The 25627-nt window shown below is 60.8% G+C and carries 24 protein-coding genes and 3 pseudogenes; 14 read left to right on the top strand and 13 right to left on the bottom strand.

From position 1 onward, the window contains the following. Positions 1-14 precede the first annotated feature (14 nt). Positions 15-713: a fimbrial biogenesis chaperone gene (locus tag KHP07_RS00400; RefSeq protein WP_078047463.1), complete on the bottom strand. Its 699-nt coding sequence runs from the start codon at positions 711-713 to the stop codon at positions 15-17. 58 nt (positions 714-771) lie between these two features. Beyond that, a complete protein-coding gene (locus KHP07_RS00395) occupies positions 772-1344 on the bottom strand; it encodes a fimbrial protein (RefSeq protein WP_078047464.1) in 573 nt (190 codons plus the stop codon). Between the two features lie 436 nt (positions 1345-1780). On the opposite strand from KHP07_RS00395, the gene mqo reads away from it, so the two are divergent. Beyond that, positions 1781-3427: a malate dehydrogenase (quinone) gene (gene mqo / locus KHP07_RS00390; RefSeq protein ID WP_078047465.1), complete on the top strand. Its 1647-nt coding sequence runs from the start codon at positions 1781-1783 to the stop codon at positions 3425-3427. 71 nt (positions 3428-3498) lie between these two features. Here mqo and KHP07_RS00385 read toward each other — a convergent pair whose 3' ends face one another. Next, the gene (locus KHP07_RS00385; RefSeq protein WP_099494455.1) at positions 3499-4335 is read right to left on the bottom strand and encodes a LysR family transcriptional regulator; all 837 of its coding nucleotides are present in this window, start codon (positions 4333-4335) and stop codon (positions 3499-3501) included. Between the two features lie 99 nt (positions 4336-4434). On the opposite strand from KHP07_RS00385, the gene KHP07_RS00380 reads away from it, so the two are divergent. Together KHP07_RS00380 and KHP07_RS00375 are read left to right on the top strand one after the other, a co-directional pair. Then, complete coding sequence (locus tag KHP07_RS00380) at positions 4435-5334, top strand: DMT family transporter (protein WP_214496409.1); 900 nt, start codon at positions 4435-4437, stop codon at positions 5332-5334. A 130-nt stretch (positions 5335-5464) separates the two neighbouring features. After that, positions 5465-5794 carry a YXWGXW repeat-containing protein gene (locus KHP07_RS00375; RefSeq protein WP_043274284.1) on the top strand — a complete coding sequence of 110 codons (330 nt, stop codon included), beginning with the start codon at positions 5465-5467 and terminating at the stop codon, positions 5792-5794. A 7-nt stretch (positions 5795-5801) separates the two neighbouring features. On the opposite strand, the gene KHP07_RS00370 is transcribed toward KHP07_RS00375, so the two are convergent. The 3 genes and pseudogenes from KHP07_RS00370 to KHP07_RS00365 all read right to left on the bottom strand — a co-directional run. Then, a complete protein-coding gene (locus KHP07_RS00370) occupies positions 5802-6146 on the bottom strand; it encodes a hypothetical protein (protein WP_078047468.1) in 345 nt (114 codons plus the stop codon). 100 nt (positions 6147-6246) lie between these two features. Next, positions 6247-6473, bottom strand: a pseudogene (locus KHP07_RS29405) (VapC toxin family PIN domain ribonuclease); the annotation flags it as partial. Next, positions 6469-6633, bottom strand: a pseudogene (locus KHP07_RS00365) (AbrB/MazE/SpoVT family DNA-binding domain-containing protein); the annotation flags it as partial. The pseudogenes KHP07_RS29405 and KHP07_RS00365, both read right to left, overlap by 5 nt. 88 nt (positions 6634-6721) lie before the next feature. Between KHP07_RS00365 and KHP07_RS00360 the strand changes: the two are divergent. Further along, positions 6722-7114 (top strand): RidA family protein, encoded by a 393-nt coding sequence (locus KHP07_RS00360; protein WP_214496408.1) that lies wholly within the window; start codon positions 6722-6724, stop codon positions 7112-7114. A 1-nt stretch (position 7115) separates the two neighbouring features. Here the strand turns inward: KHP07_RS00360 and ppnN are convergent, their stop codons facing one another. Then, positions 7116-8489, bottom strand: coding sequence for a nucleotide 5'-monophosphate nucleosidase PpnN (gene ppnN, locus KHP07_RS00355; RefSeq protein ID WP_078047470.1), 1374 nt, complete (start codon positions 8487-8489; stop codon positions 7116-7118). A gap of 150 nt (positions 8490-8639) precedes the next feature. After that, positions 8640-9464 (bottom strand): aspartyl/asparaginyl beta-hydroxylase domain-containing protein, encoded by an 825-nt coding sequence (locus KHP07_RS00350; RefSeq protein WP_214496407.1) that lies wholly within the window; start codon positions 9462-9464, stop codon positions 8640-8642. 310 nt (positions 9465-9774) lie between these two features. On the opposite strand from KHP07_RS00350, the gene fabV reads away from it, so the two are divergent. After that, on the top strand, positions 9775-10968 hold the full coding sequence (fabV, locus tag KHP07_RS00345; protein WP_100491263.1) for an enoyl-ACP reductase FabV: 1194 nt from the start codon (positions 9775-9777) through the stop codon (positions 10966-10968). Positions 10969-11209: 241 nt separating this feature from the next. Then, positions 11210-11833: an HAD family hydrolase gene (locus KHP07_RS00340; RefSeq protein ID WP_214496406.1), complete on the top strand. Its 624-nt coding sequence runs from the start codon at positions 11210-11212 to the stop codon at positions 11831-11833. Here KHP07_RS00340 and KHP07_RS00335 read toward each other — a convergent pair. Further along, positions 11830-12735, bottom strand: a complete 906-nt coding sequence (locus KHP07_RS00335; protein WP_078047474.1) for a LysR family transcriptional regulator — start codon at positions 12733-12735, stop codon at positions 11830-11832. The genes KHP07_RS00340 and KHP07_RS00335 overlap by 4 nt on opposite strands. Positions 12736-12837: 102 nt before the next feature. On the opposite strand from KHP07_RS00335, the gene KHP07_RS00330 reads away from it, so the two are divergent. Further along, on the top strand, positions 12838-14007 hold the full coding sequence (locus KHP07_RS00330) for an aspartate aminotransferase family protein (protein ID WP_214496405.1): 1170 nt from the start codon (positions 12838-12840) through the stop codon (positions 14005-14007). Between the two features lie 121 nt (positions 14008-14128). Here the strand turns inward: KHP07_RS00330 and punR are convergent, their stop codons facing one another. Continuing rightward, positions 14129-15043 carry a DNA-binding transcriptional activator PunR gene (punR, locus tag KHP07_RS00325; protein ID WP_078047476.1) on the bottom strand — a complete coding sequence of 305 codons (915 nt, stop codon included), beginning with the start codon at positions 15041-15043 and terminating at the stop codon, positions 14129-14131. 122 nt (positions 15044-15165) lie between these two features. Here punR and punC point away from each other — a divergent pair. Further along, positions 15166-16251 (top strand): annotated as a pseudogene (gene punC / locus KHP07_RS00320) (purine nucleoside transporter PunC); the annotation flags it as partial. Between the two features lie 226 nt (positions 16252-16477). Here punC and KHP07_RS00315 read toward each other — a convergent pair. Continuing rightward, positions 16478-17311, bottom strand: coding sequence for a nucleoside-binding protein (locus KHP07_RS00315; protein WP_214496403.1), 834 nt, complete (start codon positions 17309-17311; stop codon positions 16478-16480). Positions 17312-17469: 158 nt separating this feature from the next. Between KHP07_RS00315 and KHP07_RS00310 the strand changes: the two genes are divergently transcribed. Then, positions 17470-18972: a nucleobase:cation symporter-2 family protein gene (locus tag KHP07_RS00310; RefSeq protein WP_214496402.1), complete on the top strand. Its 1503-nt coding sequence runs from the start codon at positions 17470-17472 to the stop codon at positions 18970-18972. A 44-nt stretch (positions 18973-19016) separates the two neighbouring features. Here the strand turns inward: KHP07_RS00310 and KHP07_RS00305 are convergent, their stop codons facing one another. Together KHP07_RS00305 and KHP07_RS00300 are read right to left on the bottom strand one after the other, a co-directional pair. Next, complete coding sequence (locus tag KHP07_RS00305) at positions 19017-19949, bottom strand: proline iminopeptidase-family hydrolase (RefSeq protein WP_078047479.1); 933 nt, start codon at positions 19947-19949, stop codon at positions 19017-19019. Positions 19950-20041: 92 nt separating this feature from the next. Then, complete coding sequence (locus tag KHP07_RS00300) at positions 20042-20806, bottom strand: LuxR family transcriptional regulator (protein ID WP_078047480.1); 765 nt, start codon at positions 20804-20806, stop codon at positions 20042-20044. A gap of 184 nt (positions 20807-20990) precedes the next feature. Here KHP07_RS00300 and KHP07_RS00295 point away from each other — a divergent pair, with 184 nt between their 5' ends. Genes KHP07_RS00295 through KHP07_RS00275 form a run of 5 tightly spaced genes read left to right on the top strand, consistent with a single transcriptional unit; the run spans position 20991 to position 25604 of the window. Beyond that, complete coding sequence (locus tag KHP07_RS00295; RefSeq protein ID WP_078047481.1) at positions 20991-21878, top strand: proline iminopeptidase-family hydrolase; 888 nt, start codon at positions 20991-20993, stop codon at positions 21876-21878. A gap of 3 nt (positions 21879-21881) precedes the next feature. Then, positions 21882-22829 (top strand): ABC transporter permease, encoded by a 948-nt coding sequence (locus tag KHP07_RS00290; protein WP_214496401.1) that lies wholly within the window; start codon positions 21882-21884, stop codon positions 22827-22829. After that, entirely contained in the window at positions 22826-23683 is an 858-nt protein-coding gene (locus KHP07_RS00285; RefSeq protein ID WP_078047482.1) for an ABC transporter permease, read from the top strand. Before KHP07_RS00290 ends, KHP07_RS00285 begins: the two co-directional genes overlap by 4 nt. After that, the gene (locus KHP07_RS00280; RefSeq protein ID WP_214496400.1) at positions 23680-24636 is read left to right on the top strand and encodes an ABC transporter ATP-binding protein; all 957 of its coding nucleotides are present in this window, start codon (positions 23680-23682) and stop codon (positions 24634-24636) included. The genes KHP07_RS00285 and KHP07_RS00280 overlap by 4 nt, the downstream gene beginning before the upstream one ends. Beyond that, positions 24633-25604, top strand: coding sequence for an ABC transporter ATP-binding protein (locus KHP07_RS00275; protein WP_214496399.1), 972 nt, complete (start codon positions 24633-24635; stop codon positions 25602-25604). Before KHP07_RS00280 ends, KHP07_RS00275 begins: the two co-directional genes overlap by 4 nt. Positions 25605-25627: the final 23 nt, after the last annotated feature.

Below are 25627 nucleotides of genomic sequence, written 5' to 3'. Positions count from 1 at the left end.
GGCGTGCGCGTGTATCAATGAATGCGGATAAGGGGGGCGGTCACGATGCTGCCGTAGTCGTCGATGTAGCTGAGCGACACGTCATCGCCCGCCTTGGCCTGGATCGGTAGTTCGCGCTGTTCCCCAGGGCGTAGCACATCCGGCGCCTGGGTGATCGGCAGGCCGTTGAGTGTGAGTTCGCTGACCACGACGTGCAGCTTGGAGGCGTTATTGAATTGCAATGCCCCCGCGGTTGACGTCCAGCCCACCTGTGCCACTGCGTCCTTGAGCGAGCCTTTGACGCCTGCGGGGCGGTAGAACAGCTTGATGGTGGTCTTGAGAGCAATCTGCAGCACGTTCTTGCCTTTCTGGTCGTCGCTCATGGCCGGAATCGCCTTGACGTTCATCAGGAACAGGCTTTCGCGGTCCTGGGGTACATCGGCGCCCCCGGTAAAGATGACGCGCAGGATGTTTTCCTTGTTCGCATCGAGTCGGAACAGCGGCGGGGTGACGATAAAGCTGTCGACACTTTCGTCATTGCCCGTGCCAAAGCGGCTGACCCAGGATTGCACCAGGTAGGGCGAGGTGTCTTCGCGATTGCTGACGGTGAGGTTGGCTTCACTGGAAGCCCCGTCGTAGATCAGCCGCGTGGCGCCGACCGTGACGGCGGCATTGGCTGCCGCGCTGTGCCAGAGCGGCAACAGGGCGAGCAAAAAACACAGGTTCAAACGCATGATGAGAGACCTTTGAAAGTCCGTGGGCCGGCGAGCGGCCCACGGTATTGACGAGCAATTACTTGTAGGTAACGTCGAAGCTGGCCAGCGCGTGCACCTGACCGGTGCCGATACCGGACGTGGTCACGGCATCGTCGCCTTCGCCGGTAGTCGTGTCGGCGACGGTACGCACGTAGGCGGCGGTGAAGTCGAAGGTGTTGGACTGCGTACGCAGGTCGTAATCGGCGGTCGCCGTGTTCAGTGGCAGCTTTTTGCCAGTACGCGAGTCGGCGATCTGAATCGCGATGCCGCGCACTTGATTTTCCCCGGTCAGACCGAGCAGGGTCGAATCGGTGGCGTCCTGCTGACCACTGAAGGTAATGGCGGCGTTCTTGCGGGTCGCGGTGCTGCAGTTGTCCAGGCTGATGGAGAACGCTTTGGGCTTGGCGGTGGAACCCACGGTGGGTGCGAAGTCGGCAATACGTACCGCGTCCAGGGTCACGGATTTATTCACGTCGCCGGTGGTGATGGTGCACGCGTTGTCGGTGACCGAACCGGTGAATTCGATCTGCCCGTCCGCAGCCTGTGCAGTGCCAGCCAGCAGCCAGCAAGCGCCGCAGGCAAGGGTGAGTTGGCTCAGTTTGTTCAGCATTGCAATGCCTCTTTTAAAGGATGGAAGGTTGTCTGCTACCCGTTGGGTGAGCCAATCCATAGTGCAATGCTGCGATTTATAGGCCCATGAGACAGATCTTAAAAACTGGCGAACTGATGGCCTTGCGACTGGCGAGTCCATATCCGACGCCGGGCGTGATATTCTGCGCGCCATCTTGGTCTAGTCTCTCTCTGGTACGTACATCCGTATACGTCCCGGCAGTTGGCTGTCGCCCAGGTAGCTGAAGCCAATAATGATAAGAAGTCAGCGCAGAAGGGACATAAAAGTGAGGTCGATACGTCGGCCTTGTGTGCCCACCCTGCGGTCCTTGAGTGAATGTGCGAACCCCGCGGTGCGTTGCCTGGCGCAGCGTGATTGAGGGTTGCCCATGATCAGGGGCGGTAGGGCGGATGGCGTTTTATCATAGGTGCTACTGATGTTTAAAAAAGTAAACACTGCCCTGCTGGGGCTGGCTTTGTCGCTGGGGATCACGTCCGTTCAAGCGGAAGAGGCAAAGAAAGTCGATGTGCTGCTGATCGGCGGCGGCATCATGAGTGCGACCCTGGGTGTATGGCTCAATGAGCTGGAGCCGGGCTGGTCGATGGAAATGGTCGAGCGCCTCGATGGCGTGGCCGAAGAAAGCTCCAACGGCTGGAACAACGCCGGTACCGGTCACTCGGCCCTGGCTGAGCTGAACTACACCCCGGAAGACAAGAACGGCAACGTTGAGATCCCGAAAGCGGTCGAGATCAACGAAGCGTTCCAGATCTCCCGTCAGTTCTGGTCCTGGCAGGTCCAGCAGGGCGTGCTGAAGAACCCGCGTTCGTTCATCAACTCCACGCCGCACATGAGCTTCGTGTGGGGCGATGACAACATCAAGTTCCTGAAAAAACGCTACGAAGCGCTGCAAGCGAGCCCGCTGTTCGCCGGCATGCAGTACTCCGAAGACCCGGCGCAGATCGCCAAGTGGGTTCCGCTGATGATGGAAGGGCGTGACCCGAACCAGAAAATCGCGGCCACCTGGACCCCGATTGGCACCGACGTGAACTTCGGCGAGATCACCCGCCAGTTCGTCGCTCACCTGCAAACCACGCCTAAGTTCGACTTGAAACTGTCGAGCGAAGTGCAGGACATCACCAAGAACGCCGACGGTTCGTGGCGCGTGAGCTACAAAAACCTGAAAGACGGCACCAAGACTGAAACCGACGCCAAGTTCGTGTTCATCGGCGCCGGCGGCGGTGCACTGCACCTGCTGCAAAAGTCGGGCATTCCTGAAGCCAAGGAATACGCTGGCTTCCCGGTTGGCGGCTCGTTCCTCGTGACCGATAACCCAACCATCGCCGAGCAGCACTTGGCCAAGGCCTACGGTAAAGCTTCGGTTGGCGCGCCACCGATGTCGGTTCCGCACCTGGACACCCGTGTGCTGGATGGCAAGCGCGTAATCCTGTTTGGCCCATTCGCCACCTTCTCGACCAAGTTCCTGAAAGAAGGCTCGTACCTGGACCTGCTGACCAGCACCACCACCCACAACATCTGGCCAATGACCAAAGTCGGTATTCGTGAATACCCACTGGTCGAGTACCTCGCCGGCCAACTGATGCTGTCGGATGACGACCGCTTCAAGGCGCTGCAAGAGTACTTCCCGAACGCCAAGCAATCCGACTGGCGCCTGTGGCAAGCCGGTCAGCGCGTGCAGATCATCAAGCGTGACGAAGAGCAGGGCGGCGTCCTGAAGCTCGGTACCGAAGTGGTCAGCTCCGCCGACAACACCATTGCAGGCCTGTTGGGTGCATCGCCAGGCGCATCCACTGCGGCTCCGATCATGCTGACCGTGCTGCAGAAAGTGTTCAAGGACAAGGTGGCGACCCCCGAGTGGCAGTCCAAGCTGCACCAGATCGTACCGAGCTATGGCACCAAGCTGAACGACAGCCCTGAAGCTGTTGCCAAGGAATGGGCCTACACCGCCGGTATCCTGCAACTGACGCCACCACCTGCGATCCCGCAAGTGACAGCGCCAAAGGCTACCGAGGCGGCCAAGCCTGCGGCTGAGCCGAGCAAGCCGGCCTCTGACCTGGCGCTGTAAGCCAAGTACCCAGCCGATGTGAAAAGCCCGCTGAACCAGTGACGGTCAGCGGGCTTTTTTGTGGCTGGTGTTCAAACCCTGAAGTGCCTGATTTGCTCATTCAGGTGCAAGGCTAGCGCGTTGCCGGAATCGCACAACAAGTACAGGTGTTGTGCAGGCAGCGGTGGCAGTTCTGTCATGTGCACAAGCCCTTCGCCCATGCGGCTCTCTTCCATCAGGCCCACCGCAACGCCACTGCGAACACAGGCTTCAACCGCGGATGAGTTGGGGCTTTCCAGCAGCAAGCGGTGGTAAAGCCCGTAATCCTGTAATGCTCGCAACGCGGCTGCGCGATACGGGCAACCCGCGATGGGTACGGTGATGGGCAGCGGCGCATGGGTTGGGCAATTGAAGCCCTCGCTCGCGACCCACAGCGGCTGCACGGGCCCCAAGCGTTCGCCCTGTGCCAGCGGCTGGGCGCTGACGGTGATCGCCAGGTCCAGCTGGTCGGCCATGAACAGGTTCAGCAATTCGCCACTGGTGCGCGCTTCGATTTCCAACTCCAGCAGCGGATTGTCAGCGATCAGTCGAGGCAGAAACTCCTGTATGAACGCCGGCGCATAGGTGTCCGGAACGCCCAGGCGGATCTTGCCCTCCATACGCTGTGGCATCAGCGAGATCAGCAGGCGGTCATGGCTCTTGAGAAACTCGGTGGTTTCACCCAGCAGTTTCTTGCCGTACAGCGTCAACTCCACGCCTTGGTTGCTGCGGCTGAACAGGCGCTGGCCAACCTGATCTTCCAGCTTCTGTATCTGTGTCGTCACGGTGGAGGCGCTGCGATGCACATGCTCGGCCGCTTCGTTGAATCGCCCGAAACGCGCCACCGCGTGGAAGGTGCGCAGCAGGTCGATATTCAGTTGTTTGGCCATGATTCCACTATTTCGAATTGATGGTGCAGCTTATTCAAATATACAGAAGCATGCGCGGCCCTTAGCCTTTCAGTCAACGTGAACTGATGGGCAGGCCTCATGACGCGATCAACCTTAAAGCGGCTGCTGTTGCAGGTGGCATTTGTACTCTCATGGAGCTCTGGCTACATCGGCGCCAAACTGGGTACGCAAGGCGGCGGCGCCTTTAATCTGCTGTTCTGGCGCTTCCTGCTGGTCTCGGTGTGCCTGGGGCTGTTCCTGAATGTCAGGTTGCTGAAGGTTACTTGGGCGCAGGTTCGCCATTACGCCGTCATCGGATTTCTCTCGCAGTTCCTGTACCTGAGCTGCCTCTATGTGGCGATCCAGAATGGTTTGTCTCCCGGCATAGCTGCGATCATCGCGGCGCTGCAGCCCTTGATGACGGCAGCGCTATCGACCGGCAGCGCGACTGAACGCAGTGGTGGCTGGCAGTGGACCGGGCTGATGATTAGCTTCATGGGTGTTTCCATCGTGATCGCCGGGCAGTACGGCAGTGGCGGGAAGGGTGTCGGCCTGGTCATGTACCTGTTGCCACTGGCCGCAGCGCTGGGGCTGACGCTGGCGACCCTTTATGAGCGCCGCACAAAGCAGCGCCAGGACGCAGGCTTGGTGCTGCCGTTGTTCATCCAATCGCTGCTGACCTTGATCGGCTTTACCGGCGCGGTGCTCTACACCGACACGCTGAGTATTCCCCACGATCCTGACGTATTGATCTCAATTGTCTGGCTTACCTTGTTCTCGACCTTCGTCGCCTATTTGAGCCTGTGGATGTTGCTGCGCGTGATGACCGCGACCCAGGTGGCGGCGCTGGTCTACCTCGAACCACCGGTCACCCTGGTATGGGCGGCGTTGATGTTTGGCGATGTGATCCAGGCCTCGACCTACGCCGGCATCGCCGTGGTCGTCGGCGGGCTGCTGTTGATACGCCTGAAGCGACCGACCGTCGCGTGCGCCTCTTGAGGGCTTTGGGTTCAGCAAGCCGACAGACATCACCTGTTAAAAATACCCAAGGCCAAGCAGGAGCGAGGCTGTAACAAGGGGGCATTTTTTAGCCGTGCAGGTTGTGGGCGTCAGCGCCCGAGGGTTTTTTATGTTGCTACGTTATGCGGCATTGGCGGCCATGGTGGTCGCGGCATCCGGGTGTGTGCAAGAACGCGTTGTGCATGAGCGCAGGCCGGTGCAACGTGAATATGTCGAAGTCGTCGCCCCGCAGCCGCCGCCGGTGCAGGTGATCGAAGTCGAGCCGCCGGTGCGCTATGGCTATATTTGGTCACGCGGTTACTGGCGTTGGGAAGGTGGGCGCTATGTCGCGGTGCACGGCCACTGGGAGCCGGTGCGCGAGGGGTACCGCTACGTGCATCCGCATTGGGTGCAGCGTAATGATGGGTACCATTGGCAGGGTGGTGGCTGGGTTCGCTGAGCCCCGGCTAAATCGGCTTCTGGGTGCCCAGGAGCCGAACTTCCCGCAGCAGCGCGGCACCGAGTTGATCGGAGCCCAGCTCCCTGTAACCCACCGCCTTGACCTCGCCATTCTCCTCCGCCTGGATGAGGATCACCGGGGTTTCCTTGCCGGTGGCTTCGTCGATGTGCATGGCGTACTGGGGAATATCCAGCTTGATCGGCGTACCCGCCGCCTGGCCTTTCACATTGATCAGGAAGGCGGCGCAACCGGTCTCAAGATCCGCACTGGTGGCGGAACGGCCGCTGACGAAGCAGGTTTTTGGCAGGTCGGGCCAGGTGATGGCGTCAGCCAGTGCGGTGGTGGAGGCCATGGCAAGGGCTGCGAGTAGAAACGTGCGCACTTCAGTCTTTCTCTCGATCAAGGTAAAAGCGGTTTGTACCAAAGCCCGCCCGCAGTCGCAACGCTGCGGTTCAGGCCAGGCGCTTCATGCCCGTTGTCTTGATCGCGTTGAGGTCGAAGGTCGCTGTGTACGTGCAACCGCGGCATGGGCGCAGCGTTCGACCAGGCAGTCTGCAAAGTCGGCCTTGTTCGCCATAAACTTGCGCAGTGCCTGCCAGATGATCTCACCATGCTCCACGGTCAATTCGCGGGTCCGTAACAAAGTTTCCAGTACCGTCACCACATCGGTCTTACTCGACCCTGTCGCCTGTTTCCAGGCCAAGGGCGGTCCTGACTTGGACAGGAATTGTGATTTGACCTTTCGAGGTCAGTGTGGCGGTCGCCATAGTGAAGATCTGCATCGTTATATTCCTTACCCTGGGGTAAGGAGTGACCGAGGACAATATCCGTTGGTCCATAGGTCGCTCATCTGGCGTGGGTCAGGCGGAACAGGTAAAACACTAGCCCGAACTGTCACCGCCCACAGGGTTTAAAGAGATACGAACCATGACCGACCGCCACCTCATCATTCCCCCTTCCATGCACCCCATCGTCGAGCGCGCCGGCTACGTGCCCGGGGTAAAGGTCGGCAAGACGTTGTACTGCGCAGGCCAGGTCGGGCGGACGGCTGCATTGGCGGTGATCGAGGACCCCGAGGCGCAATTCGTCGCGGCCTGGGAAAATCTGCGGGAGGTTCTGGAGGAGGGCGGCTGCACCTTCGACGACGTGGTGGACATGACCACCTATCACGTCGACATGAGCCAGCACATGGCGGTATTTCGCGAGGTGAAAAACCGCGTGTTCCCACGCGGGCATTGCGCCTGGACCACGATCGGGGTGTCCGAACTGGCGCACCCCGGTCTACTGGTGGAAATCAAATGCGTGGCGGTACAGCGCTAAGTCATTGCACCACGCGATAGCACGGCACATACGCCGCGCCGCCTGGCAATTTCATGCGGTGCTGGGCGACGAAGGCCTGTAGCAGTTCGTCCAGCGGTTTCATGATGGCCGGGTCGCCGTGGATTTCATACGGGCCGTTCTGTTCGATCAGGCGGATGCCCTTGTCCTTGACGTTACCCGCCACGATCCCCGAGAACGCACGGCGCAGGTTGGCGGCGAGTTCGTGAGGCGCCAGCGCGTGGTTCAACTGCAGGCTGGCCATGTTCTCGTGGGTCGGGTCGAACGGGCGCTGGAAGCCCTCGTCGATCTTCAACAGCCAGTTGAAGTGGAACGCGTCGTTGCGTTCGCGGCGGAACTGCTTCACTGCCTTGAGGCCAGCGGTCATCTGGCGGGCTACTTCGGCCGGGTCATCAATGATGATCTGGTAGTGCGCCTGGGCCGCTTCGCCCAATGTGGCGCCGACGAAGGCGTGCAGTTGTTGCAGGTACGGCGCGGCATGTTTCGGCCCGGTGAGAATGACCGGGAACGGCAAGTCGCGGTTGTCCGGGTGCATCAAGATACCCAGCAGGTACAGGAACTCCTCTGCCGTACCGGCACCGCCTGGGAAGATGATGATGCCATGGCCGACGCGGACGAAGGCTTCCAGGCGTTTTTCGATGTCCGGCAAGATCACCAGCTCGTTGACGATCGGGTTCGGCGCTTCGGCGGCAATGATGCCCGGCTCGGTCAGGCCCAGGTAACGCCCGCCGGTGATCCGTTGTTTGGCGTGGGAAATGGTCGCGCCTTTCATCGGACCTTTCATCACGCCAGGGCCGCAGCCGGTGCATACGTCGAGGCTGCGCAGGCCCAGTTCATGGCCGACTTTCTTGGTGTATTTGTATTCTTCGGTGTTGATCGAGTGGCCGCCCCAGCACACCACGATCTTCGGCTCGACACCGGGGCGCAGCGTACGGGCGTTGCGCAGCAGGTGGAACACGTAGTCGGTGATGCCCTGGGAATTGCTCAGGTCGATGCGCTGGCTGTCCAACTCGTTTTCGGTGTAGACGATGTCACGCAAGGCGCTGAACAGCATCTCGCGGGTGCTGGCGATCATTTCGCCATCGACGAAGGCATCGGCGGGGGCGTTCAGCAATTCCAGGCGCACACCGCGGTCCTGCTGGTGGATGCGCACTTCAAAGTCTTTGTAGGCGTCGAGGATGGTCTTGGCGTTGTCGATGTGCGCGCCGGTGTTGAGGATCGCCAGGGCGCATTGGCGGAACAGGGTGTAGATGCTGCCGGAACCGGCTTCGCTCAGTTGCTGGACTTCACGTTGTGACAGGGTTTCGAGGCTGCCCTTGGGGCTGACGGAGGCATTGATGACTTGACGTTGGGGCATTCTGATTCCTTGAAAGCGCAGCCACCGCACCCGTAAGGGGCCGCGATGGCTTGAGAATGATGGGCGCCGATTTCGGTCGCACGAGACAGTTATTTACCTCAGGCGCAAGGCCGAGCGCAAACACCGTCCAGTACCATCATGCCGCAGAACTTACTGAATCAGCTTCCAGTTTTTGTAGAAAACCCGACGCAGGGTAAACGCCATGCCGGCAAACCCAGCGATCACGGCGTTGAGAACCAGGGGTACCGGGGTCGGCCGCACGATATCGATGAACAGGCAGTAACGCTTGGCATCGTTTTTGTTGAAAGACGCATGCATCAAGGTGTCATCGAAAATAAACAACGGGTCGTCGTGCCAGTAGTGCTTGTGCTTGCCCACCTGGATGTAGACGCCCTCGTGATGGGGCGCCGGAGCCATGTTGTAGAGCACGCGGAACATCATGCGCAGCGGGCCGAAGTGGAAGGACGTCGAGCGGTTTTCATTGAACACCGACACGCCAATGGTCTTCACGAACGGCAGTTTTTCGCGCAGTTGCGGAATATCCAGGGTGGTTTCGATGGCTTGGCCGTACCACTGGAAAAACAGCATGCCGCGCTTCTTCTCGGCCATGCGTTCGTCCAGGTAACCGATGATTTCGTCCTTGTGGACCATGGCGTTATCGATCACCTGTTGCAGGTCCTCGCGCCAGGCCGGTGGCAGGTCGGCCATCGTGTAGACGTGACGGTTACGCGAGCTCAACAGGTCGAACAGGGTGTTGAACGGCGCCAGCAGCCAGGTGTTGCGACCGCTGCCGATGAAGTATTTCTTGATGGTGGGCGCGTCATACAGGCCATTACGCAGGAAGTCGTAGACGCCGCACACTACGACTAGGCCGAGAAACACCAGCGTGGTTTCGGGGAACACATCAATGATCAGCAGCACGCCGAGTACCCAGGCGATCGATACCGCTTTTTTACGCAAAGCAGGCTTATTCATGTAACTCAGCTCCAGCAGGACGCCATTCGACAAGTCCGGATCCCTGGCTGCGAGTGGTGGGGTTTTTGAAACATGTTGAAACAACTGCGTCATGATAAGGCGTTCGAGGCTGGATAGGCGTTTTAAATATTGCGAAATTGTGAAGGCTTTACACAGTTTTTAACCCTTGTAGCACTGAGTGGATTGGATTTTGTAAACGGAAGATTTGCGACTATCGTGACGCTTCGGTTTTTTGGACGTCATAGACCGGTACGATTGAAGTTGAATGGCCACCACTGGCCTTCGGCACCTTGGAAGAGGCAGAAATTTTATGATCATCAAACCGCGGGTTCGTGGCTTCATCTGTGTGACCGCTCACCCTGTTGGCTGTGAAGCGAACGTCAAAGAGCAGATCGACTACGTCACTCAGCACGGCGTCATCGAAGGCGGCCCGAAAAAGGTCCTGGTCCTCGGTGCATCCACCGGTTACGGCCTGGCCGCGCGCATCAGTGCTGCCTTTGGCTGCGGCGCCGACACCCTGGGCGTGTTTTTTGAGAAAGAAGGCGAAGAAGGCAAGCTGAGCTCCGCCGGCTGGTACAACAGCGCCGCGTTCGAGAAGTTTGCCGTCGAGAAAGGCCTGTACGCCAAGAGCATCAACGGCGACGCGTTCTCCGACGAGATCAAGCGCCTGACCATCGAAACCATCAAGAAAGACCTGGGCAAGATCGACCTGGTTGTCTACAGCCTGGCCGCGCCTCGCCGTACCGACCCGCAAGGTGTGGTGCACAACTCCACCCTCAAGCCGATCGGCAAGGCCGTGACCCTGCGCGGCATCAACACCGACAAAGGCGTTGTGGTCGACACCACCCTTGAGCCCGCCACCCAGGAAGAAATCGACGGCACCGTGAAAGTCATGGGCGGCGAAGACTGGCAGCTGTGGATCGACGCCCTGCGTGACGCCGACGTCCTGGCCGAAGGCGCCAAGACCACCGCGTTCACCTACCTCGGTGAAAAGCTGACCCAGGACATCTACTGGAACGGCTCCATCGGCGAAGCCAAGAAAGACCTCGACAAGAAAGTCCTGACCCTGCGCGACAACCTCGCGGCACTCAAGGGCGACGCCCGTGTGTCGGTACTCAAGGCCGTGGTCACCCAGGCCAGCTCGGCGATCCCGATCATGCCGCTGTACCTGTCGCTGCTGTTCAAGGTGATGAAAGAGCAGGGCACCCACGAAGGTTGCATCGAGCAAGTCTACGGCCTGTTCAAGGACAGCCTGTACGGCAAAGAGCCTAAGCTCGACGCCGACGGCCGCCTGCGTGCCGACCTGGCCGAGCTGGAACCCAAAGTCCAGGACGCCGTGGCAGCACTGTGGAACCAGGTCACCGACGACAACGTCAACGAGATCAGCGATTTTGCCGGCTACAAGGCGGAATTCCTGCGTTTGTTCGGCTTTGAAGTCGCTGGCGTCGATTACGAAGCGGATGTAAACCCGACCGTCAAGATCAATGGCCTGATCCAGGCCTGAACACGGCCGAACCTGTAGCAACTGGCTTGCTGTGGGAGCCGGGCTTGCCCGCGATGCAGGCACCGAGGTGTAGCTGATACACCTCGGTGATGTCATCGCAGGCAAGCCAGCTCCCACACCCACCCGTTCCGCCAGTTGATCTGTTTGTTATTCAGAGCCCTCCTACGCGTCAACGCGTGACCCCTGCCGACCAGAATCTGCCAGACTTCATCCGCTATCACTCACGCTAACGGAGGATCTGATGACGATTCGTGCAGTAGTTTTTGATTTCGGCGGTGTCCTGTTCGATTGGAACCCGCATCACCTGTATCGCAAGCTGATTGCCGACGACCGTGAGCGGCAATGGTTTCTCGACAACATCTGCACCCAGGCCTGGAACACCGAGCAGGACGCTGGCCGCACCCTGGCAGATGGCACCCGCAGCCTGATCGAGCAACATCCCCATCATGAGCGCCTGATCCAGGCCTATTACGACCGTTGGCACGAAATGTTGCGTGGCCCGTTGCCAGACGGCGTGGCGATCCTCAACGCGTTGCACCAGGCCGACATGCCGCTGTTCGGGCTTACCAACTGGTCTGCCGAGACGTTCCCCTATGCGCGGGCCAATTACCCGTTCCTGCAGTACTTTCGCGACATCCTGGTGTCCGGCGAGCTGAAGCTGATCAAGCCGGATGCGGCGATCTATCACGCCAGCCTCAGCCAGGTACGCGCCCACTTGCCGGATATCCAGCCGGCTGAAGTGGTGTTTATCGACGATGTTGCCGGCAATATCGAAGCGGCGGTTGCCTTGGGTTGGCAGGGGATTCACCACGTATCGGCCGAGCGTACGGCGGCGCGCCTGCGCGAATTAGGCGTGGACTACTAGCGCGCCCACTTCTCCATGGCGAAATCCACAAAGGCGCGCAGCTTGGGCAGGCGATAACGGTCCTGGCCGTAGAGCAGGTGCATCGGGCGGCTGGGCAGTCGATAGGTGGTCAGCAAGGCCACCAGCTTGCCGCTGTCCAGGTCCGGCTGCACCAGGGCATCGGCCAGCATGATGATGCCCATGCCGTTTACAGCCGCCTGGCGCAGACCTTGCGAGCTGTTGATGGTCAATGAGCCAGACACCGGAATTTGCACCTCGCCGGCATCGTCGGTCATGCGCCAGAGCTTTTCGGAGTCGCGCCAGTTGTCACTTGCCGGGTAGGCGAACGCCAGGCAGTTGTGCTGCTGCAGGTCATCGGGGGTTTGCGGTGTGCCGTGTCGCGCCAGGTAGGCCGGTGACGCGCAGAGGGTGAGGGTGTAGTCCTGCAATGGCCTGGCGATCAGGCTGGAGGTTTCCAATTCGCCAAGACGGATCGCCACGTCGAAGCCGCTGTCGACCAAATCCATGCGCTCATTGCTCAGGACCACGTAAAGGTTGATCTGCGGGTAGCGCCGGGAAAACTCGCTCAAGGCCGGTGTCAGGCGTTCGGTGCCGAACACGGGAGGCGCGGTGATACGCAGCGTGCCTTTGGGAATGTCGCTGTGGGCCTGCTCGGCCAGCTGCTCGGAGTCGGCCACCAAGCCCAGTACTTCCAGGCAACGCTGGTAATACTGCCCACCAAATTCCGTAAGGCTTTGTTTGCGCGTGGTGCGCTTGAGCAGGCTGACCCCCAGTCGCTGCTCCAGGGCGCGCAAATGGTTGCCGACCATGGTGGTGGACATCCCACAGGCCTGGGCCGCCGCCGTCATGCTGCCGGTCTCGACCACTTTCACGTACACCGACATTGCCTGGAACAGGTCCATTATCAAGTCCTGGTTTAAAGTCATTGCAGGGATGTGCAGTTTATCCAGCTCAGGTGGCTAACGATACTGCAGTCATCCCTACGATGCACCGGAGCCCGCACCATGACCGCCGCCTGCCTGATGACCACTTACCAACCCCTGGCCCTGAGCTTCACCCGCGGCCTCGGCACGCGCCTGTGGGACCAGCAGGGGCGCGAATACCTGGACGCCGTGGCTGGTGTGGCGGTGACCAATGTCGGCCACTCACACCCCAGGCTGGTGACGGCGATCAGCGAGCAGGCCGGCTTGCTGTTGCATACCTCCAACCTCTACAGCATCGACTGGCAGCAACGGCTGGCCCAGCGTCTCACTCAACTGTCTGGCCTGGACCGCGCCTTTTTCAACAACTCCGGTGCCGAAGCCAACGAAACCGCGCTGAAACTTGCGCGCCTGCATGGCTGGAAAAAAGGCATCGAAGAACCCTTGGTGGTGGTGATGGAAAACGCCTTTCATGGCCGCACGCTCGGCACGATGGCGGCCAGCGATGGGCCGTCGGTGCGCTTGGGCTTCCAGCGCTTGCCGGGGGATTTTCTCAAGGTGGCCTTTGGTGATATCGCTGCGATAGAGGCCATCACACACGCATTCGGCGCGCGCATCGCAGCGGTCCTGCTGGAGCCTATCCAGGGTGAAAGCGGTGTGCTGCCGGCCCCGCCGGGCTACCTGCTGGCCCTGCGTGACCACTGCACGCGCCACGGCTGGCTGCTGATGCTGGATGAAATCCAGACCGGCATCGGCCGCACCGGCGCCTGGTTCGCCTTCCAGCATGAAGGCATTGTCCCGGACGTGATGACCCTGGCCAAAGGCCTCGGTAACGGCGTGCCGATCGGCGCCTGCCTGGCCCGGTCCGCCGTGGCCCAATTGTTCACACCGGGCAGCCACGGCAGCACCTTCGGCGGCAATCCCTTGGCGTGTCGGGTGGGGTGCACCGTACTGGACATCATTGAAGAACAAGGCTTGCTGCAGAACGCCGCGCAGCAGGGGGAGCGCTTGCTGGCGCGGTTGCAGGTAGAACTGAGCGAGCACCCGCATGTACTGGCGATTCGCGGGCGGGGGTTGATGATAGGTATTGAGCTGACCCACCCTTACCGGAACCTGGCCCAGCGTTCCGCTCAGGAGCATGGGTTGTTGATCAACGTGACGCGCGGCAAGGTCATACGCCTGTTGCCGCCACTGACCCTGGATGCCAAGGAGGTCGAGATGATCGTGCGAGCCATTACCCGTCTATTGGATTGAAATGACATCCACCCTGTGGGAGCGGGCTTGCCCGCGATAGCGGTGTATCAGTCGAGATATTGGCAAACTGACATGCCGCCATCGCGGGCAAGCCCGCTCCCACAGGGGATCTCCATGGTTGTCAGGGATCGTTTCCGTTCAGCCACTCCTGGTTCATCGTCTCGGTATCCCCCAAATACTCCAACAACCACGCCATGGCCGGTGAAAGCTTGCTCTGCGCCCAGGCCACGCACGACGGGCTGGCCGGAAACGGTCGGCTCAGTCGCAACGCCACCAGCTCACCGCGTTCGATCCACGGCAGCACCTGGTGCGCCGGCGCCATGCCGACGCACAGGCCATCGCGCAGACAATCGATTGCCGAGGACCAATTCGGCACAACCAACCGGCGCTGGTTATCCAGGGTCCAGGTGTCGCGCTTGGGCAGGTTGCGCGAAGTGTCGGTCATGCACAGCGAAGCAAAGGGGCGCAGCTGATCGTCGCTCAGCAACCCGTCGACGCTCGCCAGCGGATGCCGCGCGCTGACCACGCAGAGCCAGTTCAACAAGCCCATGTCGCGAAAGGTAAAGTGACTGGCCACCGGCACCGCGCTGGTGGCGCCGATCACAATGTCAGTGCGCTCATCCGCCAACGCATCCCACACGCCGTTGTACACCTCGTACTCCAGCAACAGCTCAACCTCGGGAAACTGCCGGTAGAAATCCACCACCAACTGCCGGCAGCGCTGGGGTTTGACGATGGAGTCCACCGCCACCTTCAACTGGCCACTCCAGCCATTGGCGACCTGCTGGCACAAGCGCCGTGTGCCGAGCATTTTTTTCATCACGCCACGGGCTTCGTCGATAAACAAGCGGCCCGCAGGTGTCAGCTCGACGTCGCGGTGGCGCCGCACGAACAGCGGCACCGCCAACCATTCTTCAAGCTGGCGCACCGTATAGCTGATGGCCGACGGCACCCGGTGCAGTTCCTGGGCGGCCGCGCTGAAACTGCCATGCCGCGCCACTGCATCGACCACATCCAGGGAATATTCGGACCACATGGCGGTTGCCTTCAAAAATATTGATAAGAGTGTCCAATTATTATCGCTTCACACATGAACTGCCAGCTTCATAATGGGCGCCAGTCAGCAAATAGTTTGATGGCAGGATTAGCAAGGCTTCGATGAAAAATTCTTTTGGTTTCACTGGGTATTTGGCGGGGCTGAGCATGCTCGGTTACCTCGCCATGGACATGTATCTGCCGGCGTTCGGCGCCATGGGCGAGCAATTACAGATCGGTGCGGGCGCGGTAGGCGCCAGCTTGAGTATTTTCCTCGCCGGCTTTGCGGTGGGGCAGCTGTTATGGGGGCCATTGTCCGATCGCCTGGGTCGCAAGCCGATCCTGCTCGCTGGCCTGAGCCTGTTTGTACTGGGCTGTGCGGGGATGTTCTGGGTCGAGACCGCGCCGCAATTGCTGGCGCTGCGCTTCATCCAGGCGATCGGCGTGTGTTCCGCCGCCGTCAGTTGGCAGGCGCTGGTGATCGATCGCTACCCGGCAGATAAGGCTCATCGTGTGTTCGCCAGCATCATGCCGCTGATGTCGTTGTCGCCTGCGTTGGCGCCGCTGTTGGGCGCTATGGTGCTGAATCACTTTGGTTGGCAGGCGATCTTCGGTGTATTGCTGGGCGTCTCATTGCTGTTGCTGCTACCGACGTTGTTTTTGCGCACGGTGGCGAAACATCCGTCAGAAAAGAGCGAGCGTTCGCGCCTCGGTTATGGGCGGTTACTGACGTCTCGCGTGTTTACCGGCAACGTCATGATCTTCGCCGCTTGCTCGGCCAGTTTCTTCGCCTGGCTGACGGCTTCGCCTTTCATCCTGGGCGACATGGGCTACAGCCCAAATGACATTGGCCTGAGTTACCTATTGCCGACATTGGCGTTTTTGGTCGGTGGCTACAGTTGCCGCAGCGCGTTGCAGCACTTCCAGGGCAAGACCTTGTTGCCCTGGTTGCTGCTGGCGTATTGCATCAGCATGGTGGCGTTGTATCTGGTTGCCACGCTGACGGTGCCGACCCTCACCACCTTGCTGATTCCGTTCTGCCTGATGGCGCTGGTCAACGGTGCCAGTTACCCCATCGTCGTGGCGAATGCGCTGATGCCGTTTGCGGAAAATTCCGGCAAGGCGGCGGCATTGCAAAACACCCTGCAACTGGGTCTGTGTTTCCTCAGCAGCCTGCTGGTGTCGTCGATGATCGAGCAACCGCTGCTGATTACCGTAATCGTGATGCTGGCGACCGCGCCACTGGCGGTGTTGGGTTACTGGCTGGCGAGGCCGAAAACCGATAGCTCCGAACTGGCTCGAATCTGAAGTGACAACGCGGTCAAAACTGTGGGAGCTGGCTTGCCTGCGATGCGAGCGGCTCGGTGTACCTGATGCACCGAGTCGCTCGCATCGCAGGCAAGCCAGCCCCCACAGGTTGATTGGGTTTCTTCAGTCAGAAGGTGATTTCCATATTCACCGTCGGCGTCGATGTGCGGCTACCCCGGCCGCCATCTACGCCGAACTTGTTATGCCAATACTCGTAACCCACCCCAAGGTACAGGTTTGGCTTGACGCTTTTGCCCGGTCGCACCGCCACCATCAGCGCGGTGCGCATCAGGGCCTCCGGCGCGGTGTCGCGGCCGTGGTAGTCGTCGCCTTTTTCCCCGACGTAATTGATAAAACCCTGGAATTTCGCCGCATGGTTGGCGATCTCGAACGGGCGCATCCACGTCAGGTTGAGCATGTAGGTGTCGTCGAAGGTGTGGTTCGACTCCTGCGCGCCGGGGATGCCAGTGTGGTTCCTTTCCTTGTAGTACATCAGGCTCAGGTCCAGCACGCCGACGGTGTTGAACTTCAAGGTCGGGCCGACCACCAGGGCGCGCTTCTTGGCTGAGGCGAAGTTGTTGTTGCGGTTGGCATCGAAGCCCAGGGTCAGCGCGTAATCCTTGATCAACCCGGTGCCCAGCGGCACGTCGAACACCCGCGATGCGTACAACTGGTGGCGGTACACCGCGTACACCTCGCTCCCGCCATGATCGGTGCCCTTGCGCGGGTCACGGCTGTCGGACAGGAACACATCAAGGTTGAGAAAATTGCTGCCGTACCGGTAGCCACTGGCGTGGGTGAAGCTGTAAATGCGCTTGCTGAACTCGTCGGGGTTGTTCGGGTTGGTGAATTGCTGGCCGTAGCGAAATCCTACGCTGTTGTTCATCCATTCCACCGCAACGGCCTCCCCACCGCCGAGGAGGGTGAGTGCAACGGTCGCTCCCTGTAATGCCTTTTTCATTGTTCTGGGTCCTTTGGCGTTCTGGCTCATCACGGCCGGATTGTTTTTGTAACGCCGATGGAGGGTATCTTGTTCGATCGATTGTATACAACTCTATGGACATGCAGTCCAAACATTGCATACAGTGGCCGAACAACAAAAACAGAGAACCCCTCACCATGACTATCCCGAAGGCGTCACCGCAGCGGCCCGAAGATGAGAATCTCGGCGTCGCGGCCAACATGGCTTACGGCCTGCAACATGTGCTCACCATGTACGGCGGCATTGTCGCGGTACCGTTGATCGTCGGCCAGGCGGCCGGTTTGTCACCGGCGGATATTGGCCTGTTGATCGCCGCGTCGCTGTTTGCCGGTGGCTTGGCCACGCTGCTGCAGACCCTGGGCCTGCCGTTTTTTGGCTGTCAGTTGCCGCTGGTGCAGGGCGTATCGTTTGCCGGTGTAGCAACCATGGTGGCGATTGTCGGCAGTGATGGCGCCGGTGGTGTGCCAGCGATTCTCGGGGCGGTGATGGCCGCGTCGTTTATCGGGCTGCTGATCACTCCGGTGTTTTCGCGGATCACCAAGTTTTTCCCGCCGCTGGTGACGGGTATTGTGATCACCACCATCGGCCTTACCCTGATGCCCGTTGCGGCGCGCTGGGCCATGGGCGGCAATAGCCGCGCCGCGGATTTCGGCAGCATGTCCAACATCGGCCTGGCGGCGTTGACCCTGGTGCTGGTGTTGCTGCTGAGCAAGATCGGCAGCGCGACGATTTCGCGCCTGTCGATCCTGCTGGCGATGGTGGTCGGCACCGTGATTGCGGTGTTCCTTGGCATGGCCGACTTCTCCGGCGTGGCCCAGGGCCCGATGTTCGGTTTCCCCACACCCTTCCATTTCGGCATGCCGACCTTCCATGTCGCCGCGATCATTTCCATGTGCATCGTGGTGATGGTGACCCTGGTCGAGACCTCGGCGGACATTCTGGCCGTGGGTGAAATCATCGACACCAAGGTCGATTCCAAGCGCCTGGGCAACGGCCTGCGCGCCGACATGTTGTCGAGTATGTTTGCGCCGATCTTCGGTTCGTTCACCCAAAGCGCGTTCGCCCAGAACGTCGGCCTGGTGGCGGTCACCGGGGTCAAGAGCCGCTTTGTAGTAGCCACGGGCGGTTTGTTCCTGGTGATTCTCGGGCTGTTGCCGTTCATGGGGCGCGTGATCGCGGCGGTGCCCACCTCAGTGCTGGGCGGTGCCGGGATTGTGCTGTTCGGCACCGTGGCGGCCAGTGGTATTCGCACCTTGTCCAAGGTCGATTACCGCAACAACATGAACCTGATCATCGTCGCCACTTCCATCGGTTTTGGCATGATCCCGATTGCCGCGCCAAGCTTCTACGATCACTTCCCGAGCTGGTTTGCGACCATCTTCCACTCGGGGATCAGTTCGTCGGCGATCATGGCGATCCTGCTGAACCTGGCGTTCAACCATTTCACCGCCGGCAATTCGGACCAGCAATCGGTGTTTGTGGCGGGGACCGAGCGCAGCCTGTGCTTTCGTGATGTGTCGGAGCTGCGTGATGGGGATTACTTCAAGGGCGGCAAGTTGTTTGATGCCGAAGGGAGGGAGATCCCGCTGGTGGCGGATGTCCCGAGGAAAACAACCAAGCCTGAGACGTCTGAAGTCTAACGCTACCCCTGTAGGAGCCGGCAAGCCGGCTCCTACACTGGGGGTCAGTTGGCCTTGCGTTCCTTGTAATGCACGGAACACACCTCATCCAGAAACTTCACCACGGTGCCCATGCACGCCTGGCGTTCTTCCACGTGGGGCATGTGGCTGGAGTCTTCAAACAGCGCCCAGCGCACATCCGCGATTTCATCCAGGAACGGCTTGACCACCAAGGGCGTGGCCTCGTCGTGCCGGCCGGAGATCACCAGCGTCGGTACATTGATCGCCGACAGTCGCCCGGTGGATTTCCAGTCCTTCAAGCTGCCAATCACATGGAATTCAGTCGGGCCGCTCATGGCGTGGTACACGGTTGGGTCTGAATCGACCTGGGCGAAGGTGCGCGCCACTTCTTCCGGCCACGGGATGACCCGGCACACGTGATGGTCATAGAACACCCGCGACGCGGCGAGGTATTCCGGGTCCTGATAGTTGCCGACGGCTTCGTGCTTGAGCAGGGTTTCATGCACGCCTTCGGGCAACAATTTGCGTAGGCGGTTGGCTTCGCTGACCCAGGTGCGCATGCACGTCGGCGAGTTGGCGGGGATAAAGGCACGCAGGCCCTTGGGTTGCAGGATCGCGTGTTCACTACCGAGCATGCCGCCCCAGGATTGTCCGAGGATCGCGTAGTTATCGCTGATCTCCAGATGGTCCAGCAGGTTGTTGAGTTCTTCGAGGAACAGGCCCACGGTCCAGAAGGACGGGTCTTTGTCGGGCAGGTGGGTGGAGCGGCCGTTGCCCAACTGGTCGTAGTGGATCACGGCATGGCCGCTGGCCGCGACGTCCTTGAACGCGTCGACATAATCATGGGTGCATCCGGGGCCACCGTGGATAACCACCAGGGGTGTGCGGCCGCTGGAGAGGTCACCGGTGACGCGGTACCAGGTTTGGTAGGCGCCAAACGCCGCATACCCTTCGCGGATTTTTTCGATGAATTCCATTTCGTACCCTGCTCTGAAAAAATGATCAGGGACACGATAATGCGTAGGAGAAATTTAAGTAACTAGCAAAACAGCTAGGTTTTGCCCGGCGATCAATCGTCGAGCAGGCGGTAATGGGTGGCGCGCACCACCGCCTGGACGCGGTTCTTGGCCCCCAGCTTGTGCATCGCCGAAGCCAGGTGCAGGGTGACCACGGCCAGTGAGCGGCTCAATTGCGTGGCGATTTCGGCGGCGGTCAGGCCGTCGGCGGCCCATTTGAGGCACTCGCGTTCACGTTTGGTCAGGTGAATATGCGGGTAAGTGCGTAGCTCTTTGCTGAACAGCGGGTAGGCCGCTTCCTGCAAGGCGTGGGAAATCAGACTGAAGTCCGACAAGGTCTGCTGCGCATCCTGCAACACACTGCGGGCCTTGCCGGTACGCAGGCCGGTCAGCGAGGCGAAGCCGCCGCGGGGCAGGTGGATCGGCACGCTGACGCCGCAGGTCAATTGCTGGTCGTGCAAGTAGGACGAAACCGGCGCATGGCAGGGATCGATGATCTTTTGCAGGGGAGTATCGGCCTTGACGTCGTAGGACCATACGAACGGCGACACCGTGCTCAGGGCCAGATGTTGCACCGGGTCGATCTGGTAGAACCCTTCGCTGCACCACAAGGTGTGCCAGTCGGGCGGGGTGTTGCGCAGTTCCAGCACCGAAGGAGTGATCAATGCACCATCCTGGTCAATCGGCACCGGGGTGTAGTCATACACCAGTGCATCGAAGCCCAATTGCTGGGCGAGGACAAAGGTGTTGTCCATCTGCTCGTCCAGGCTCCTGCCCGGCATCAGACGGTGATTTAAGGCAGTCAGCTTGGCCAGCATCCGTTCTGCTCCCGAATTCATTTGAATCTCGACTTGCTGCAAGTAGAATGCCACGCCCCGGCGAAGGACTGCCAGGCCAAACCTATAAGAAATGCTAGGTTATGGACGCGCGGCATCCTCGGTAGTGTTGGCCTGATCAGCGGCCCGCTACCTGCCAGGCCGACACTACACAAGGAATGTATGCATGTGGCGTGAAATTGCCCCCGACCAGCAGTACAACGTGCAAGTCGACGGCCATAACCTCGTGGTCTACAGCTTCGGCGAAGGCGATGAGGTGCTGCTGTGCCTCAACGGCGGGCCGGGCCTGCCGTGTGACTACTTGCGCGACGCCCATGGCTGGCTCAAGGACCATAACCTGCGAGTGGTTGCATTCGACCAGCTTGGCACGGGTGCATCAGCCAGACCCACCGATATTTCCCTGTGGGAAATCCGCCGTTATGTCGAAGAAGTCGAAACCGTGCGCCAGGCCCTGGGCCTGGGCCGCGTGCACTTGCTTGGGCATTCCTGGGGCGGCTGGCTCGGCATCGAATACGCCATTCATTACCCCGACGCCCTGAAAAGCCTGATCCTCGAAAACACCGTGGGCGACATTCCGCACTTGTCCCAGGAGCTGGAACGCCTGCGTGGCGCCCTCGGCAGCGAAACCGTGGCCATGATGCAGCGCCACGAGGCCATGGGCACCCTCGACCACCCGCAATACCAGGCCGCGATCACCTTGCTCAACTACCGCCACGTGTGCCGCCTCGACGAATGGCCCGAGCCGGTCAAGCGGTCCCTGGGCGACTGGAACATGGGCCCCTACGAAACCATGCAGGGCCCCAACGAATTCCTCTACATCGGCAACCTCAAGGACTGGAACCGCATCCCCGAGATGGCCGAGTTCAAGATGCCGATCCTGATTACCACCGGCCAGCACGACGAACTCACGCCGGCCTGTGCCCTGCGCATGAAGCTCGCAGCCCGGCACGCCGAATTGCACGTATTCCCCAACAGCAGCCATATGCCGTTTTATGAAGAGCCCCAGGCATATTTCCCGGTGCTGCTGGACTTCCTCTCGCGTCACCGAGGCTGACGGATGAACCTGGCGCGCTACCGTTTTGTGCTGTCCCGGCCGCTGCAATTGCTGCCGGTGCTGTTTGGCATCAGCCTGATCACCTTTGTGCTGGTGCGATCGATTCCCGGCGATCCGGCGCGCGCGCTGCTGGGCTCGCGCAGCACGCCCGACGCCTTGCTGAAGATCCGCGCTCAGTACGGCCTCGACCAGCCGCTGTGGCTGCAATATTTCTACTTCCTGAAGAACCTGCTCAAGGGCGACCTCGGCCAATCGCTGCTGTACAAGGTCGACGCCCTCAAGCTGATTGTCACCCGCATCGAACCCACGTTGGTCTTGGTGCTGGGCAGCGTGGTGCTGGCGCTGCTGATCGCGGTGCCGCTGGCGACGCTGGCCGCCCGCAACAAGGGCGGCTGGGCGGACAACCTGATCCGCGTGTTCACGACGGTCGGCCTGGGCATGCCGGCGTTCTGGCTGGGCTTGATGCTGATCCTGTTGCTGAGCGTGCAGTGGGGCTTGTTTCCCGTGTCCGGTTACGGCCGCACCTGGCTGGACAAGGCGCATCACATGGTGCTGCCATGCCTGACGATTGCCCTGGCGTTGTCGGCGGTGCTGGTGCGCAACCTGCGGGCGAGCATGTTGATGGAGTTGCAGGCTGACCATGTCACCGCCGCTCGCGCTCGAGGGCTGTCAGAAGCGGCGGTGTTTCGTCGCCATGTGTTGCCCAACTCCCTGGTGCCGGCGGTCAACCTGCTGGCGGTAAACATTGGCTGGCTGATCAGCGGCACCGTGGTGATCGAAAGCCTGTTCGCCATTCCCGGCATCGGCCAGTTGCTGGTGCGCGGCATCTTCACCCGTGACTACATGGTGGTGCAGGGCGTGGCCATGGTGCTGGCGTGCGCGACGGTGGTGGTCAACTTCATCGCCGACGTGGCGACCGTGGCCCTCGACCCACGGGTGAAGATGCAATGAGCAGCCGCCCGTTGATTGCCCCGTGGCGCTTGCGCCTGCGTTTTGGTTTGCGCAATGGCCGGCTGACCGCTGCGTGGGGCCTGTTGATTCTGCTGGTGTGGCTGGCGCTAGCGCTGTTTGCGCCGTGGGTCGCGCCCTATGACCCGATCGCACAGAACACCGATTTCAGTTTGCTCGGCCCCAGCCTTGCACATCCGTTTGGCACGGATAACTACGGCAGGGATATCCTTTCGAGGGTGATTTGGGGCGCGCGCATCGACCTGCAGTTGGCCATCATTGGGGTGATCTTCCCGTTCATGATTGGCACCTTCGTCGGTGCGGTCTCCGGCTACATCGGCGGGCGGTTTGACAGCGTCTGCATGCGCGTGATCGATGTGATCCTGGCCTTCCCGTTCCTGGTGCTGATGCTGGCGATCATGGCCATCCTCGGGCCGGGCCTGAAGAGCTTCTACATCGCCATGGCACTGGTGGGCTGGGTGTCATATGCGCGGCTGATCCGCTCGCAGATCCTGGTGCTCAAGGAAAGCGACTTTGCCCTGGCCGCCAAGAGCCTGGGCTTTGGCCACGGGCGCATTCTGTTCCGGCATCTGCTGCCCAATGCGATGTTTGGTTCGATTGTGTTTTCCATGTCTGACGCCGTGCTGGTCCTGCTCAATGGCGCCGCCGTCAGCTACCTGGGCCTGGGCGTGCAACCGCCAACTGCTGAGTGGGGCACCATGGTCGCCGAGGGGCAAGCCTTTATCACTACAGCCTGGTGGATTTGCACCTTTCCGGGCTTGGCCATCGTGACCCTGGCCATGGGCTTCAGCCTGCTGGCCGATGGTGTGGCGCAAGTGCTAGGGGATCGCTCATGAGCCTGTTGCAAGTGCGCGACCTCAGTGTGATCGCCAACAACACTGGGCGCGATGTGACCCTGGTGGACCGCGTGTCCTTCGACTTGGCCGAAGGCGAGATCCTCGGCCTGGTGGGGGAGAGCGGCTCGGGCAAGACCATGGCCTGTCGCGGCTTGATGCGCCTGCTGCCATCGCCCAGCCTGCGCGTGCAAGGCGGTGCGGTGCGGCTGGCCGGTCAGGAGCTGCTGTCATTGGATGACGCCGGCATGCGTGCCGTGCGCGGCGGCCAGTTGGGCATGATCTTCCAGAACCCCAGCAGCCACCTCGACCCGTTGATGCGCATCGGCGAGCAGATTGCCGAGGGCATCCGCCTGCATCAAGGTGCGTCGAAAAAAGACGCGCGCCTGCAGGCCATCGAGGTACTGCGCCAAGTGGGCATCCCCGATCCCCAGGCGCGGGTCGACAACTACCCCCACGAGTTTTCGGGGGGCATGCGCCAGCGCGCGATGATCGCCGTCGCCCTCGGCTGCAACCCCAAAGTGCTGATCGCCGACGAACCGACCACGGCCCTGGATGTGACGGTGCAGGCGCAGATCCTGCGGTTGCTGCTGGACCTGCGTGATCAGCGCGGGCTGTCGATCATCATGATTACCCACGACCTCGGCGTGGTCGCGCAAACCTGCGATTCCATCGCCGTGATGTACGCCGGGCGCCTGTGCGAGCACGGCAGCAAATACGACCTGCTGGCTCGCCCGCAGCACCCGTACACTGCCGGGCTGATTGACTGCCAGCCTGCCCACAGCAGCGGCCACGCCTTGCTGCGCACCATTCCCGGTCAGCCGCCGTTGCTGGACGCGTTGCCCACTGGCTGCCGGTTCAACCCGCGCTGCCCGCAGGTCGGCACCTTGTGCACCGAGGTGCTGCCGGAAGGCGCGCGAGTCGTCTGTCATTACCCGTTGGGAGCGCAGCCATGAGCCTGTTGCAGATCAAGGACCTTGAGGTGAAGTTTGCCGCGTCCGGCACCGGCCTGTTCGGCTTGAACAAACAGTGGGTGAGGGCGGTGAACGGCGTGTCGCTGAACCTGGCGGCTGGCGAAACCCTTGGGCTGGTAGGTGAGTCCGGCAGCGGCAAAAGCACCCTGGGGCGCGCCATTTTGCACCTCAACCCGATCAGTGCCGGGCAGGTGTTGTTCGATGGCGTCGACATGGCCCATGGCAGCGCCATCGACATTGCTCGCCTGCGGCATGAAACCGCAATGATCTTCCAGGACCCGTACGCCGCGCTGAACCCGCGCCACACCATCGGCGAAACCCTCGCCGAAGTGCTGCGCGTGCAGCGCAAGGTTGCGCCCGCGCAGATTCCCGAACGCGTGAATGAACTGCTCGACCTGGTCGGCCTGCGCTCCGAACTGGCCAGCCGCAAACCCGGGTCCCTCAGCGGCGGCCAATGCCAGCGCATCGGCATTGCCCGGGCGCTGGCGGTCGAGCCGCGCCTGATCATCGCCGATGAGTGCGTGGCGGCGCTGGATGTGTCGATCCAGGGCCAGATCATCAACCTGTTGCTGGAACTGCAACAGCGCATGAACCTGGCGATCCTGTTTATTGCCCATGACCTGGCCATCGTGCGCCGCTTGTGCGACCGCGTGGCGGTGATGTACCTGGGCAAAATCGTCGAAGAAGGCCCGGTGGAGGCGGTCTTCACGGCGCCACGCCACCCGTACACGGCGGCGTTGATCCAGGCGATTCCCGAGATCGATCCCCATCGGCCATTGCCTACCGAACCCTTGCCGGGTGAACCACCGAGCCCGCTGAATTTGCCTACAGGCTGCGCCTTTCACCCGCGCTGCCGGCATGCCCGCTCACTGTGTTCCGTGGTGTTGCCGCCAACGCATTTCCTGCACGAGCATCGGTACAGTTGCGTGCTTGAAGAACCTTTGCTTTAACCCTCTGCCATTCATTAACAAGG

Origin of the sequence: Pseudomonas sp. VS40, from assembly GCF_018587885.1 — a bacterium.
Lineage (GTDB): Bacteria > Pseudomonadota > Gammaproteobacteria > Pseudomonadales > Pseudomonadaceae > Aquipseudomonas > Aquipseudomonas pergaminensis.
Note: the sequence above shows the minus strand (reverse complement) of the source record. Positions and strands in the feature narration are given on the sequence as shown.